Source organism: Thalassospira australica (assembly GCF_044790785.1).
GTDB classification, from domain to species: Bacteria; Pseudomonadota; Alphaproteobacteria; order Rhodospirillales; family Thalassospiraceae; genus Thalassospira; species Thalassospira australica_A.
In genome coordinates this window covers 2,821,002-2,835,888 of the sequence record NZ_CP085258.1, presented here as the reverse complement: position 1 = coordinate 2,835,888, position 14,887 = coordinate 2,821,002, and the positions used below count along the sequence as shown (strand labels likewise).

Annotated in this window: 10 protein-coding genes; 4 read left to right on the top strand and 6 right to left on the bottom strand. The window is 56.3% G+C overall.

Going from position 1 to position 14,887, the window contains the following annotated elements; genetic code table 11:
- The first annotated feature begins 124 nt into the window (after nucleotides 1–124).
- The 3 genes from LG297_RS13325 (at nucleotide 125) to LG297_RS13315 (ending at nucleotide 2,863) form a co-directional block, all read left to right on the top strand.
- Nucleotides 125–727 (top strand): nucleoside deaminase, encoded by a 603-nt coding sequence (locus LG297_RS13325; RefSeq protein ID WP_404420999.1) that lies wholly within the window; start codon nucleotides 125–127, stop codon nucleotides 725–727.
- A gap of 82 nt (nucleotides 728–809) precedes the next feature.
- Nucleotides 810–2,339, top strand: a complete 1,530-nt coding sequence (locus tag LG297_RS13320) for a DNA-3-methyladenine glycosylase 2 family protein (RefSeq protein ID WP_404420997.1) — start codon at nucleotides 810–812, stop codon at nucleotides 2,337–2,339.
- Complete coding sequence (locus tag LG297_RS13315) at nucleotides 2,336–2,863, top strand: methylated-DNA--[protein]-cysteine S-methyltransferase (RefSeq protein WP_404420995.1); 528 nt, start codon at nucleotides 2,336–2,338, stop codon at nucleotides 2,861–2,863. Before LG297_RS13320 ends, LG297_RS13315 begins: the two co-directional genes overlap by 4 nt.
- A gap of 74 nt (nucleotides 2,864–2,937) precedes the next feature.
- Here LG297_RS13315 and adhP read toward each other — a convergent pair whose 3' ends face one another.
- The 5 genes from adhP to LG297_RS13290 all read right to left on the bottom strand — a co-directional run bounded on the left by adhP (nucleotide 2,938) and on the right by LG297_RS13290 (nucleotide 9,632).
- Complete coding sequence (gene adhP / locus LG297_RS13310) at nucleotides 2,938–3,960, bottom strand: alcohol dehydrogenase AdhP (RefSeq protein ID WP_404420993.1); 1,023 nt, start codon at nucleotides 3,958–3,960, stop codon at nucleotides 2,938–2,940.
- A 138-nt stretch (nucleotides 3,961–4,098) separates the two neighbouring features.
- Nucleotides 4,099–4,917, bottom strand: coding sequence for a ferritin-like domain-containing protein (locus LG297_RS13305; protein WP_404420991.1), 819 nt, complete (start codon nucleotides 4,915–4,917; stop codon nucleotides 4,099–4,101).
- Nucleotides 4,918–5,057: 140 nt separating this feature from the next.
- Nucleotides 5,058–5,828, bottom strand: coding sequence for a hypothetical protein (locus LG297_RS13300; RefSeq protein WP_404420989.1), 771 nt, complete (start codon nucleotides 5,826–5,828; stop codon nucleotides 5,058–5,060).
- 239 nt (nucleotides 5,829–6,067) lie between these two features.
- Nucleotides 6,068–6,532 carry a thioredoxin-dependent thiol peroxidase gene (gene bcp, locus LG297_RS13295; protein WP_404420987.1) on the bottom strand — a complete coding sequence of 155 codons (465 nt, stop codon included), beginning with the start codon at nucleotides 6,530–6,532 and terminating at the stop codon, nucleotides 6,068–6,070.
- A 130-nt stretch (nucleotides 6,533–6,662) separates the two neighbouring features.
- On the bottom strand, nucleotides 6,663–9,632 hold the full coding sequence (locus tag LG297_RS13290) for a bifunctional [glutamine synthetase] adenylyltransferase/[glutamine synthetase]-adenylyl-L-tyrosine phosphorylase (RefSeq protein ID WP_404420985.1): 2,970 nt from the start codon (nucleotides 9,630–9,632) through the stop codon (nucleotides 6,663–6,665).
- Between the two features lie 287 nt (nucleotides 9,633–9,919).
- Here LG297_RS13290 and LG297_RS13285 point away from each other — a divergent pair, with 287 nt between their 5' ends.
- A complete protein-coding gene (locus LG297_RS13285; RefSeq protein ID WP_404420983.1) occupies nucleotides 9,920–13,516 on the top strand; it encodes an AsmA-like C-terminal domain-containing protein in 3,597 nt (1,198 codons plus the stop codon).
- Between the two features lie 65 nt (nucleotides 13,517–13,581).
- On the opposite strand, the gene tyrS is transcribed toward LG297_RS13285, so the two are convergent.
- A complete protein-coding gene (tyrS, locus tag LG297_RS13280) occupies nucleotides 13,582–14,835 on the bottom strand; it encodes a tyrosine--tRNA ligase (protein WP_404420981.1) in 1,254 nt (417 codons plus the stop codon).
- Between the last annotated feature and the right edge of the window lie 52 nt (nucleotides 14,836–14,887).

Genomic DNA, 14,887 nt, shown 5'->3' with positions numbered 1-14,887 from the left:
TCATGCATAGTGTTTCGTTCGTCCTGCAATAAAGCCTGCGATAAAACTTGTTGGCAGGGCGGTTCATTGACGATGAAATGGAAGCCATCAAAAAGCATCAAACATTTCATCAGGGACCGCCTTTATGCCACGCAATGACAGAACCGCCCTTCTTGCCACCCTGTTTGCCACACTTGAAAACGATATCCTGCCGAAAACCCGCATGGGTGTCGCCGCCGGAAACAAGATTTTCGGGGCGGCCCTGTTGCGCAAATCCGATCATTCGCTGGTGCTGGCCGAAACCAATAACGAAACCGAAAACCCGCTTTGGCATGGCGAAGTCCATTGCCTGAAACGGTTTTACGAAATGCCTGCCGATGCGCGCCCCGCAACGTCGGATCTGATTTTCCTGTCAACACACGAACCCTGTTCGATGTGCCTGTCGGCGATCACCTGGGCCGGGTTTGATAATTTCTACTATTTCTTCAGCCACGAGGATTCCCGCGACGCGTTTGAAATCCCCCATGACCTTAAAATCCTCAAGGAAGTCTTCACCCTTGATGCCGGGGAATACAACAAATCCAACGCATTCTGGCAAAGTCATTCCATGATGGGCATGATCGCCGAACTGCCCGAAGCCGACCGTGCAGCTTGGCTTGAAAAGGCAAAATCGATTGCCGCGCAATACGATGCGCTTTCCGATCAGTATCAGGACGGCAAGGGCGCAAACGATATCCCGCTGAACTGAGATTGCCGGTGCGTTCCGGCGGTTTTACGTTTGAGTCCGAATCTGGCGAGTTTTATTGCTGTGTTCTGCTAAGCTGCCGGGCATGGAACAGCTCAATGATGATATCTGCTATCACGCATTAAAGGCCCGGGATCGCCGATTTGACGGCCGGTTTTATACCGCCGTTCTGACCACCGGGATTTTCTGCCGTCCGATATGCCCTGCCGTCACGCCAAAGCGCGTGAATGTGCAATTTTATCCCAGTGCCGAGGCGGCAATTGCCCACGGGTTCCGCCCGTGCCTGCGCTGTCGCCCCGAAGCCGCTCCCGGCTCCCCGGCCAGTGCCGGGGTTCACGCCACGGTTGCCCGTGCGGTAAGGCTGATCGAGGAAGGCGCCCTTGAAACCGGATCGGTCGAACAGCTTGCCGGGCGGCTTGGTGTCGGGGATCGGCATCTGCGCCGTATCTTCAAGGAACATACCGGCGTCACCCCGCAGGATCACGCCAAGGCACGTCGTTTGCTGCGCGCACGCCAACTGATTGTCGACAGCAACCTGTCAATGACGGAAATCGCTGATATTGCCGGGTTTGGCAGCTTGCGCCGGTTTAACGATGCGATGAAAACCGCCTATGGCCACGCTCCGACCGCGTTCCGGCGCGGCATAAAGGCCGAACCCGTGTCAGATAAAAACGAAAATGATCCCTTCGCCCCCAAAAGCGACGATCTGATCCTGCGCCTGCGCGCGCGCCAGCCCTTTGATGCCGACTATCTTCTGACATTCTTCCGGGCGCGCGCCATTCCGGGGCTGGAGGCGGTGGGGGATCGCACCTATGCGCGTGGTTTTCGCATCCATGATACCGTCGGTCTGATGATATGCCGGTTTGCGAGCGATCAGGGCGGGGTCGAAATCATCCTGCGCGGTCCGGCGCGTGATGCCGTGCTTGAAATCGGGGGCCGGGTGCGGCGGTTGTTCGATCTTGATGCCGATGTGCCATCTATCACGGCGCTGTTTGCCGATGATGAATTGCTGCGCCCGCTGGTCGATAAACGCCCGGGCTTGCGTGTGCCGGGATGCTGGGACCGGTTCGAACTGGCGATCCGGGCGGTATTGGGGCAGCAGGTTTCGGTTGCCGCCGCCCGTACCTTGGCCGGGCGACTGGTGGCACGCTTTGGCGAGGTTCTGCCTGAAAACCTGATTGCCGGAACCGGCATCACCCATCTGTTCCCGAAACCCGCCACCCTGCAACAACAGGATTTGATATCGATCGGGCTTACGACCCGGCGCGCCCGGACACTTGCCGATATCATCGATCTGTTTGCCGATCCGCAATGTGATCGCAAATCGGGCGATGACATTTTGGCTGAAATGGCCGCAACCAAGGGGATCGGCCCGTGGACGTTAAATTATTTTGGCCTGCGCGGGCTTGGCGATCCGGATGCCTTCCCGGCGGCTGATCTTGGCATCCTCAAGGCATCGGAAATGGGTGGGGGCCCGGCAAAGCCCAAGCCATTGGAACAGCATGCAGAACGCTGGCGCCCGTGGCGGGCCTATGCCGCGCAATATCTGTGGTCCGCACTTGAACAGGAACATGCACCAAAGCCAAAGCCCCAGCCTCCAAGGAAAGGGAAATGACCATGACAACGCGTATTGACGTTGCCCGCTATCACAGCCCGATTGGCAAGCTCAGCCTTGCGATGGTGGATGGCAAACTGGTGCATCTGGATTTCGAAAACAACGATGACCGCCTGCACATCATCCAGACGCGACGTTTCAAAAATCTCGATTGGCACGAAGGCGGCGTTGCCCCGAAATCGGTTACGGACTGGCTGGACGGTTATTTTGCCGGTCGCCTCATGCCCTTGCCGATGGATGATGTCCGGATGATCGGCACCGATTTTCAGAAATCGGCTTGGGATGCCCTGATTGCGATACCCAGCGGTGAAAGCCGGTCCTATGCCGGGCAGGCCGATATCCTTGGTAACCCCAAAGCAGTGCGGGCGGTGGCGCGTGCCAATGCGCTGAACCCGGTTTCAATCATCGTGCCGTGTCATCGGGTCATCGGATCGGACGGCACCCTGACCGGCTATGCCGGCGGGCTTGATCGCAAACGCTGGCTGCTTGATCACGAGGCGGCAATCGCCCGTCGCGCCGCCTGACAATCATGGAAAAACAAAACCCCGCTATTTCCATGGGGAGATAGCGGGGTTTTGCGTTGATCCTCAAACGATTGTCAGATCGACATCACGATACGGCCATCAATGGTTCCGGCCCGCATGCGGTCAAAGATCGAATTGATATTTTCCATCGGTTCGGTGGTGTAGTGCGAATGCACCTTGCCGTCGCCTGCAAATTCCAATGCTTCCTGAAGGTCGGCACGTGTACCGACGATGGAGCCACGAATGGTTTTGCGCGACAGGACGGTGTCAAAGATATCCAGTTCGAACTTGCCGGGCGGCAGGCCCACCAATGCCATGGTGCCGTGACGGCCCAGCATGCCGACACCCTGCGCAAAGGCGGATTTGGAAACGGCAGTTACCAGAACCCCGTTGGCACCGCCCATCTGTTTTTGCACTTCGGCAACCACATCGGTTTCCTTGGCATTCAAAACCCAGTCGGCACCAAGGTCCTTGGCAAGTTTCAGTTTGTCCGGGCTGATATCAACCGCAATCACCTTCATGCCCATCGCCTTGGCATATTGCACGGCCATGTGACCAAGCCCGCCGACACCGGAAATGACAACGGTTTCGCCGGGTTTGCATTCGGTTTCCTTAAGCCCCTTGTAAACCGTAACCCCGGCGCAAAGGACGGGTGCGGCATTGCCAAACTCAAGCGGGCCGGGCAGGTGGCCGACATAGTTCGGATCGGCAAGAACATATTCGGCAAAACCACCATTGACCGAATAACCGGTATTAAGCTGTTCACCGCACAGCGTTTCCCAGCCGGTAATGCAGTGATGACAATGCCCGCAGGCCGAATGCAGCCACGGCACACCAACCCGGTCGCCTTCCTTGACAGATGTCACACCTTCGCCGACTTCGGCAACGATACCGACACCTTCATGGCCGGGGATAAAGGGCGGGTTCGGCTTTACCGGCCAATCACCTTCGGCAGCGTGAAGATCGGTATGGCAAACGCCGGATGCCTCAATCTTTACAAGGATTTTGCCGGGCGTGACTTTAGGAACGGTGACTTCCTCAATCGACAATGGCTTGCCGAATTCCCGCACGACGGCGGCCTTCATGGTAGCAGGCATGCTCGTATCCTCCTTGCGGAATGATTTTGTGCCCGAAAATGCGGGCACGCCTTAAACGCGCGAGAAGGGTATAGGTTGATGTGGTTCTAAACTTTGCGCTGTATCAAGGAACGGGATAAAAACCGCATAGGCCTGACCCTATTCATCCTCGCCCGGCAGTTCCAGAACATAGTCCTGATAATAGTCGGGCGGCATTCCGGCTTCATAACGGGCTTCGTCGTTAAATGGCGGTTTAAGCGGCCCGCGGAAATGTTTTCGCAACATGTCATGCCATGTCGTGTAATAGGGCAGGCCGCGCTGATCGCAGACATACTCATAATATTTCCGCCCCGCCGCGACATGGGCGATTTCATCATGGGCGATGATTTTAAGGATGCGCGCACTTTCGGTATCACCATGCGAAAGCAACCGTTCGATGGTGGGCGGGGTGGCATCAAGGCCGCGTGCCTCAAACACCATCGGCACCACGGCAAGGCGCGGCAAAATGTCATAGGCCGTATCCATCGATGTCTGCCACAGGCCATCATGCGCCGGCAAATCGCCATAGGCCGCATCCATTTCACCCAGACGTTTGTTGATCATCTTGAAATGACGCGCCTCGTCATCGGCGACCTGAACCCAGACGTCGTGAAAATGCTTGGGCATGTCGGCTTCGGGAAAGCGCACGCAAAGATCCCACGCCAGATCAATGGCGTTAAGTTCGATATGCGCCAACGCATGCAAAAGCCCGATGCGCCCCTGAACGCTGCCCTTTTTGCGTTTGGGCATTTTGTTGGGCGGCAGCAGTTCGGGCTTTGCCGGACGACCGGGGCGGTCCGGAAGATCGGTTGATCCGACCTCGGTAATCTCGCCATTGCGCCACATCGCCGCCATTTCGGCGGTTATATCGGCTTTTTCCGTGGCGTCCGCCGTCATAAGGGCGCGTTTGGCGGCTTCGGCAAGGGTAAGGCGGGACATGGGGCTTTTCCGGAAAATGAAGGATTGTCGGCTTTCTGTGCCATGTGCGCCAAGGCGGGTCAATCCCGGCATGGCGATGGTACGAAAAAGGGCGACCGGAAAATCACGGTCGCCCTGTCAAAAACGGTATTGTTTGTCGATCAGGTAATGTTGAAGCGCGCCAGTGCCTCGGCCAGGTCTTCGCCAAAGGCCGGGCCCTTGCGGATGATAGCCGTCCGGCATGGCAGGTCCCGAAGAGACGGATGGTTCGGCGCGTCAGATGTCAGAACTGCGGTCGGAATGCTGCGGGTTTTCGGCATGGCCTGAAGCGCATTGGCGACATCGACACCGTCGAGTTCATCGATGGTTTTGGCAACAATGATGAAATCCGGGCGGGTACGCACGGCAAGTTCAATCGCCTCGAACGAGCTTTGCGTCACCGAACTGCGATAGCCGCAGGCCGCCAGTTCGCGTTCGACAATCGCGGACATGGAACGCTGCGGAATAACCAGAAGCGCCTCGACATTGGTTTTCTTCAGCCACGCCGGATCGATATCAGGCGCGCGTTTGGACGGAAGCTCCCGCACGAATTCGGCTGAATCGGCACCGCCACCGGTGACGTCGCCATCAAGTAGCCCTTCGATCTTGTCGATAAAGGCCTGGATATCGGCAATCGCGTCGTCGGTCAGTTCGCGGCATGTCGTGGCATAATCGGCAAGACGATGGCTTGTCAGATTGACCAGTGGCGCATTGACCGACTTGCCCTTGTAACGGAGGTTGAAAATCTCGCGCTGGATTGCTGTCAGGATCGCCGGATCGGGTTTGCTGCGCGCATTCTGAAGATACACGCCAATGCTGTTGACGATGTCATTTGCTTCATCACGGAAATCGGCGAGCATCTGATCGTCGAGATCGATAACATTCTTGCTCATTATTATATCCTGCCTTGCCGGTTGCCCGGTCATTCGCCATACGCCAGGAAGTGCAAATAGCTACACCCATAACTCCCATATCCGGATTCTTAGCCCGACAAACAAGGCAAGGCAATATATTGAATAAGCCTGTGGTTTATTAGGTGATTGAAAACTATCTTCTTTTAACCGTTACAAAAAATGCAAAACCGGCCGGATTTTCATCCGACCGGTCCTGTTCGTAAGGGCAGGGCTGGAAATTATAACGCCTTGACGGCGGCAAGAACCTCGGCGACGTGGTTCTTGACCTTTACCTTGCGCCAGACATTTCGGATCACGCCATCGCCATCAATGACAAAGGTGCTGCGCTCGATCCCCATGAATTTTTTGCCATACATGCTTTTTTCGGTCCATGTACCGTAATCCTCGCATGTCGTGCTGTTTTCATCCGATGCAAGGATAAAGTTCAGATCATGTTTGGCCTTGAACTTGTCATGGCGATCCGCACTGTCCTTGGAAATGCCGATGATCTGGGCATTGACCGCACTGAAATCGGGTTCGGCATCGCGAAACTCGCAGGATTCCGTCGTGCAGCCCGGTGTCATGTCCTTGGGATAGAAATAGATCACCACCGGTTTGCCCCGAAGGTCCGATAGTTTCACCGAACCGGCGCCATCGGTCGGCAGGTCGAAATCGGGGGCCTTGTCACCAACATCAAGGGTCATTTCTTTATCCTTGTTCAAAGTTTCATGTCCCTGACCGGCTTCGGAAAGCCATGTCAGGAAGTTTCGCCAATATCTGCGTACCAAATTACAAAGCCTTATAAGCATTGCCAATTCATCCGGATCACTCTGGTCATTCCGAACGCGGCGGAAGTTTTTCTGCCGGTTCGGTGATCAGCCGGTCATAGACGGCCTTGATCCGCGTTGCGGTTTCGTCAAGCTTGACCTGAAGCGCATCGAAATCATCGCACTGCCCGGCCCGCGCCAGCATGCGCCGCAAATCGGTGCTGGCATTCTGGGGTTCAAACGGCCCCTCGATTGTCAGGCGCAAGATCGCCTGCAACGCAAGCCAGAACGACCCGGCATTGGCAAGGAATGTGGCTTCCTCAGCCTCCAGAATGCCCGCACTGCCAAGGTTTTTGAACACCTCGCGCGTGGTCGGTGACAGTATTTCAGGGTGCGTATGGGCATGCGCCAGTTGCAGATATTGCGCAATGAATTCCAGATCAACCAGCCCGCCGCGCCGCATCTTGATCGCCCATGGGTGATTGTCCCCCTTGCCGGCATCCATGCGGTTGCGCATGTCATAAACGTCGCGCAGCAGATCATCGGGATTGCGTTTTTTCTGCAAGACCGAATTGGTGGTTTCCATCACCCTGTCACACAGGGTTTGCGGCCCATAAACCGGACGCAACCGGGTCAGTGCCATATGCTCCCACGTCCAGGCTTCGTTAAGCTGATAGGCCTCGAAACTTTTGAAATGGGTGGCAAGCGGTCCCTTGTTGCCGCTGGGGCGCAGGCGAAGGTCGGTTTCAAACAGGACCCCCTCGGCCGTCGGTGCCGAAAGGGCGTTGATGTAACGCTGGCTTAGCCGGATGTAATAATGGCCGGGGCTAAGCGGTTTTTCGCCATTTGATTCCTCGGCATCCTCGGGCACCTCATAGACAAAGATCATATCAAGATCGGAACCGGGCGAAAGTTCCTGCCCGCCATGTTTGCCAAGCGCAAAAACGGCAAGCCCACCGTCATCAAACTTGCCATGCTTCTGCGCAAAATCATCGGCAATGCGCGGGAAAAGGGCCCGAATGGCAACATCGGCAACATCGGCCAATGCCCGGCCTGCCTGATGCGGGGTATGGCGGTTCTGGATCGTCTGGACATCAATGCGGAATTTCTGATCATTCGCCCAGCGCCGCGCGGTATCAAGCCAGTCTTCGACCATATCCTCGCGCGCAAGCCGACTGTTAAGTTCATCAAGCATCGTATCGGCATCGGGCAGTTCGTCATGGAAACCCGACATCAGGACATAATCAAGCACCCCGGCATTGCGCCCGAGATACTTGGCCATGCGCGGGGCGGTGCCTGCGATCTGTGCCAGAAGTTCCAGCAATTCCGGGTTCGCCGTCACCAGCGAGAAAAGCTGAACCCCCGCCGGCAGACCTTTCAGGAATTCGTCAAACGCCCGAAATGCCATGTCCGGATTGGTGGTTTGCGACAATGCCTTTAACAGGGTCGGCATCAGTTCGGTCAGGATTTCACGCGCACGTCGCGACCGGGTGGCGCGATACCGCCCGTGATGCCAACCCCGCACCGTGACCGATACATTGGTCGGGTTCTCGAACCCCATCTGGCGCAAATTTTCAATTGTTTCGGGATCGTCTTCTGTTCCGGTAAAGACAAGATTGCCGTCGGACGCCGCCAGCGGAATATCATCTTCAAACAATTCGGCATAATTGCTTTCGACCTTGCGCAGATGATGCAAAAGATCGGCCTTGAAACCGTCAAGCGTGTCATAGCCAAGGAAGGTCGAAAGCGCATTCAGCCCTTCCTCGGTTTCGGGCAGGGTCTGGGTCTGATGGTCGTTCGTCATCTGCAAACGATGTTCGACCGTGCGCAAAAACGCATAAGCCGCCAGCATTTCATCGCGAACCTGTTCGGAAACCTGCCCGAACTTGGTCAGCTCGCGAAGCGCATCACAGGTCGCCTTGCATCGAAGCGCGACGGCGCGCCCGCCCCAGATCAGTTGCTGGGTCTGGGCGAAAAATTCGATCTCGCGAATGCCGCCCCGGCCAAGCTTGATGTTATGGCCGGGAATGACGACCTTGCTGCCGCCTTTATGGGCGTTGATCTGGCGCTTGATCGAATGAATATCCTGGATCGCCAGAAAATCAAGATGCTTGCGCCACACATATGGGCGCAATATTTCAAGGAATATATCCCCTGATTTTTTATCGCCTGCAACGATACGTGCCTTTATCATGGCCGCACGTTCCCAATTCTGGCCCACCGTCTCGTAATAGGTTTCAGCCGCTAGCATCGACAGGATCGGCGGGGTGGATGCCGGATCGGGGCGCAGGCGCAGATCGGTTCGGAAAACATATCCGTCGCCGGTGCGTTCTTCCATGATGCGGGTTACGTCACGCACCATACGCACAAGATCCTGTTGCAGGCGATCATGGTCGTTATAGGTGACGACCTCGTGGTCATAAAGGAAAATCAGGTCGATATCGGATGAATAGTTAAGCTCTTTGGCACCCAGCTTGCCCATGCCAATCGCAAAGATTCCGCAATCGCGCAGCGGATCGTCGGGATGGGGCAGATTGAATTTGCGCAGCTTTGCCGTCGCCGAAAGGCAATGGGCCAGTGCGAATTCAAGGGTCACTTCGGCTGTGGTGCTGATGGCACCGGTGATTTTATCAAGCGACCACGCCTTGCAGATATCGGCAATCGCAATCACAAGGGCCGCCCGGCGTTTTGCCTTGCGCACCATCATCATGGTTGTCGCCTGATCGGTCTGGGCGGCATCGGAACTTTTGCGCACCGGATCAAGGGCCGCGTCAAACGCGGCGTCAAGCCCCTGATCGAACACCAGACAGATGATATCGGGATCGCGCAGACACAGATTGCCAAGATACGGACTGTTGCCAAACATCGCGGCCAAAACGTCGCGTTTCGGTTTGTTGGCCGCAATATCGCCAATCTGTTGTGCCAGATGCTCGAAAGCGGGGCGATCGGCAAGGGCGGACCATCTTTCGAAACCGTTATTGCAACGATCGGTATCGAAGGGTTTCGGCAGATCTGGCGTAATCCAGGAAAGAGACACTTTTTTGCTTTCCTTGTGTTGCTCTTGTTGTTGCTCTTGGACGTAAAACCGGGCTATCCCTTGGCTTCGTGACGCAAAGCAGGATATCTCCGGCATCCGGGCACGCGCGCGACATGACACGGAAAGGTTTCCTTTGCCCCGACGATACCAAAAAGGGGACAGGGAAACAGTATCAGTTTACATTTATTGGGTTTTTCGCTGGCCGGGAAACATCATTGGTTTGACCGCGTTATTACATTGGTTGGAAATGTCATTCATGGCATCGCAAATTCGGGATCATTAGGCAGGTGCGTCGCATCAAAATATTTACCGGCTGGTGTGGGCTGTTTCTTGCGGCCGTGATCCTGTTTGTCGGCGTTTTCACGGGCGTTCTGGTCTGGCGCATCTCGCAAGGCCCGGTTTCCCTGCATCGTCTTGTGCCTTATGTCGTTGCCGAACTGAATGAAAGCAGCGGCGATACCAAATTCGCTGTCGGTGACATGGTGCTGTTCTGGCGCGGCTGGGAAGAACGGTTTGATATCCGTCTTCAGGATGTCTCGGTGCGCGACGGGGCAGGCAGTGAAATGCTGCATGTCCCCGAGGCCGATGTTGTGTTTTCCAGCCGCGCACTTTTTGACGGGGTTCTGGCCCTGCGCGAACTGAACCTGATCGCACCGAAATTGCGTCTGGTCCGGCGCGCCAACGGCCAGATCGATATCGGCTATAACCCCGAAGGGCAGGTTGAAACCGAAGCCCCGGCAGAAACTCCGGCAGAAACCCCGCCTGAAATCTCGCCTGAAATCTCGCCATCCCCCGAACCGGAAACAAGGCCGCAACCGGCACAAAACAATCCGGGCGACCCGGCATCGGACGTCCCTGCATCGGGCGATGATGCTGGCACCACTGCCGAACAGCCGGGCGTGAATATGCCGCTGCCTTCGACACCGGAAGGCACCCGGACCGAACCCGATCAATCGCTTAGTGATGCGCAACGTGGCATTCGCGACGGCAGTGCGGCGATGCGCGAAATTGTCGCGATCCTGTCGGGCGAGATGGCCGATTTTCCGGCTGCCGCCTATTTCGAAAGCTTCGGGGTGTCTGGCGCGGATCTTCAAGTATGGGACGAGGCGCTTGATATCGTCTGGGCCGCACCGTCGGCAGATATCAGACTGTCGCGCAAACCGATGGGTATCCATGCCGATGCCACACTGCAGGTCAATGCCGGACTGGTTTCGACCGTCATGAATGTGACTGCCGAATATGACAGCCGGGTCGAGGAAATCGACATGGTGGCCGATATCGGCGAAGTCATCCCGTCGAACCTGACCAGCATCTCGGACATGTTTATCGATCTGGCCGGGGTCAATGTGCCGGTATCGGGCCGGGTCACGGCAAAGCTTGGCGCGGATGGCAGTGTGATCGAACTGGGAACGGATTTTGCCCTTGGTGTGGGCCGGGTCGATCTTCCCGCACCAATGGTCGGGGCCTATCACGTAACCGGTGGCAAGGTGGGGTTAAGCTTTGTGCCCGGACGGCTAAGCTTTGATGACGTCCGGATAGAGGCAGGCGAAACCGCGGCTGTTCTAAAAGGGCAGGCGTTAAACCCGCTTGGCCAATGGGCCATCGATATCACCGCGACGGCGACCGATGTACGGACCAATGACCTGCCGCAATTGTGGCCGGAAACCATCGGCGACAATGCGCGCACCTGGGTGGTTGAAAACCTGTCCGAGGGGATCGTCCATCAGGCCGAACTGCGCACCAGACTGCATCAGGACGAAACCGGCAATATCGTTGTCGATCATCTGGACGGCGAAATGAACATGACCGGCGTTACCGTGCATTACCTTGGCGATATGCCGCCGGTTCTGGGCGCTGGCGGGCGGGCCGAATTCGATGCGACCAGCTTCAACATTTTTGTCGATGAAGGCGAAGCCGACGGCATTGTCGTGGATGAGGCAACGCTTGTTTTCTCGCAGCTTGATACCGACATCGAAATGGCTGATTTCGAGATTGTTGCCCATGGCGGGGCCCAAAATGCACTATCGATGATCGATAAAGAGCCGCTTGGCTTTGCAACAGAGCTTGGGATTGATCCTGCACAGGTCGAAGGCGAACAGGCAACTCGTGTGAAACTGCGTTTTCCTTTGCGCAAGGACCTGTCTTTTGACGATGTCGAAGTCGCAGCCGCATCGCGCATTGAAAAGGCCGCGATCAGCAATGCATTTCGCGATCTTGATATTTCCGACGGCACCTTTGAATTGCAGGTCAATACCAAGGGGCTGGAACTTTCGGGCGAGGCTGCAATTGGCAAGGGCCGGACTGACATCAAATGGATCGAAAGCTTTGCCGACGATACGCCGGTGATCAGCCATTACGATCTTGACGGCGATCTTGATCTCGCAATGCTCGAACAGGTCGGATTTGCAGCAGACCCTTATCTGACCGGGGTTGCCACCGGCAAGGTCACGATCGAACATCTGCGCAGCAACGATGTTGCTATCAAGGCGCAAACCAGCCTGACAGCGACCGAAATCGTCCTTGATATGGTCGATTATCGCAAAACACCGGGGCAGGATTCCAGTCTGGCATTCGACCTTACGGTCAAGGCCAATGGGGCGGGCGAAGTACGTTCCTTTGATCTGATGGCACCGGAACTGGTGGCAAAGGCCAAGGGGCGCTGGCGCGGCGACAGCCCGATCGCCGACAAATTCACCGTTAACCTGACCGATACGCGGTTCCGTGAAAACCTCGCGGTTTCCGGCGCGATCACGGTTGATCAGGCGGACAAGATCCTCGTTGACCTCAAGGCCAAGCAGTTCGATCTGCGCCCGTTTATCGAGGATGACCCGAAGGAAAATTCGGAAAAATCCACGAATTCCGCGGGTGATTTCGACGCGATGAATATTCGCCTCGAAGCAGCCGACTTTTTGATCAAGGGGGATCGCCCTGTCCTGCGCGATGCATCGGTCCTGCTGAACCAGCTCGGCGACAATCGCGAGGTTGAAATCACCGCCCGGCAGGCCGATGCCCAGCCGTGGCTTGTTGGTGATGACGATGCCCCGCGTGAACCCGGCCCCGTCGAAAGCCCCAATAGCGGCGGCATCGGACAAAATGCCTCCCGCACCGGCGGGCGGACCGATATCTTTCTGTCAATCGATCAGCTGATCATGGCCAATGGTGAATTGGTTGATGACATTGACGGGTCCATTCATGTTGTTGGCGACGAATGGGATGGTCTGGTCCTGAACGGAACGATGGGGGATCGGGCCAATGTCTTTGCCCAGGTCGAGCGCACGGACCCGAAAACGCGTAACGTTCGCCTGACCAGCGATGACGCGGGCAAATTCCTGCGGGCGGTGGACCTTTATGAAAACCTGCTGGGCGGGGCACTGACCATCGAGGGCACGGTCGATGACAGTACATGGTCGCAACCCTTTACCGGCAAGGTCAATATTACCGCCTTCCGTGCAGTTAACGCACCGCTTGCCGCCCGTGTGCTTGGTGCGGCATCCCTGACCGGGCTTGCCGATGTGCTGGGCGGGAATGGCATCGCGTTTTCGGAACTGAATGGCGATTTCACCTATGCCAATGATGTGCTCTCACTCAGCAAATTTGCCGCCAACGGATCGGCAGTTGGCGTCACCAGCAATGGGTCCATTGATCTGGCAAAATCCGAAATCCGGCTGGCAGGCTCGATTGTGCCGATCTATGCGCTGAATTCTGCCCTTGGCGCAATCCCGCTTCTGGGGGATTTGCTGGTGGGCGAGGAAGGCGGCGGCATTTTCGCCCCGACCTACACCATCGAAGGCGCGCTTGAGGACCCCGATGTCACGGTCAACCCGTTATCGACCTTTGTGCCAGGCGTGTTCCGCAATCTGATTACCGGCGCTGAACCGGGATAAGATAAAGGCCCCGGACGCATGCCCGGGGCCTTTGATTTCTCATCCGATAAAACCGGATAGCCCGATCAAACCGGCTTGATCAGTACGTGGCGTTTCTTGCCCGCCGAAAGCTTGATGACACCATCGGCATTGATGGCATCGCCGCCAATGGTGATGTTTTCATCATCGACTTTCTCGTCATTGATCTTGGCACCACCCCCCTTGATCAGGCGGCGCGCTTCACCGCCCGATTTGGCAAGATCGGCACGGCGGAACAGATCAAATGCCGCGATGCCCGCATCGATTTCCGATTTCGGAATTTCAACGGTCGGCAGATCGTCGGCCAGAACGCCTTCCTCAAAGGTCTTGCGCGCGGTTTCCGCTGCCGCAAGGGCGGCTTCTTCACCACGGCAAAGTTTGACGGCTTCGAACGCCAAAACCTTTTTGGCTTCATTGATATCCGAACCTTCAAGCTTTGCGTATTCTTCGATCTGTTCAAGCGACAGCTCGGTAAACAGGCGCATGAACTTGATGACGTCGGCATCTTCGCTGTTGCGCCAGAACTGGTAATAATCATACGCCGACAGGCGTTCCTCGTTCAGCCACACCGCACCCGATGCGGTCTTGCCCATCTTGGCACCCGATGCGGTGGTCATAAGCGGCGTGGTCAGGCCAAACAGCGTACTGTCATCAACACGACGGCCAAGCTCGACACCATTGACGATATTGCCCCACTGGTCCGAACCGCCCATCTGAAGGACGCAGCCATATTTGCGTTGCAATTCGACAAAGTCATAGGCCTGCAGGATCATGTAGTTGAATTCAAGGAAGCTCAGCGACTGTTCACGTTCCAGACGCAGCTTGACGGAATCAAAACTCAGCATCCGGTTGACCGAGAAATGACGCCCGAAATCGCGCAGGAATTCGATGTAATTGATCTTGTCCAGCCAGTCGGCATTGTTGACCATGACCGCATCGGTCGGGCCATCGCCGAATGTCAGGAACTGCTGAAAGACCTTTTTAATCCCGGCCATGTTGGCGGCAATGATTTCATCGGTCAGAACCGGGCGGGCATCATCACGGCCGGTCGGATCACCAACGCGGGTTGTGCCGCCGCCCATCAAAACAATCGGCTTGTGGCCGGTTTTCTGCAACCAGCGCAGCATCATGATCGAAACAAGCGATCCGACATGAAGGCTGTCTGCGGTGCAATCATAGCCCACATAGCACACCACCTTTTTTTCTGACGCATAGGCATCAAGCCCTTCAAGATCAGTACATTGGTGGATGTAACCGCGGTCATTCATGACGCGGAGAAAATCAGACTTCAGTTCAGTCATGGTTTTTGCGCTATGTTGGTTGTGATAGAAAATGCGAACCGCTTGATGTGCG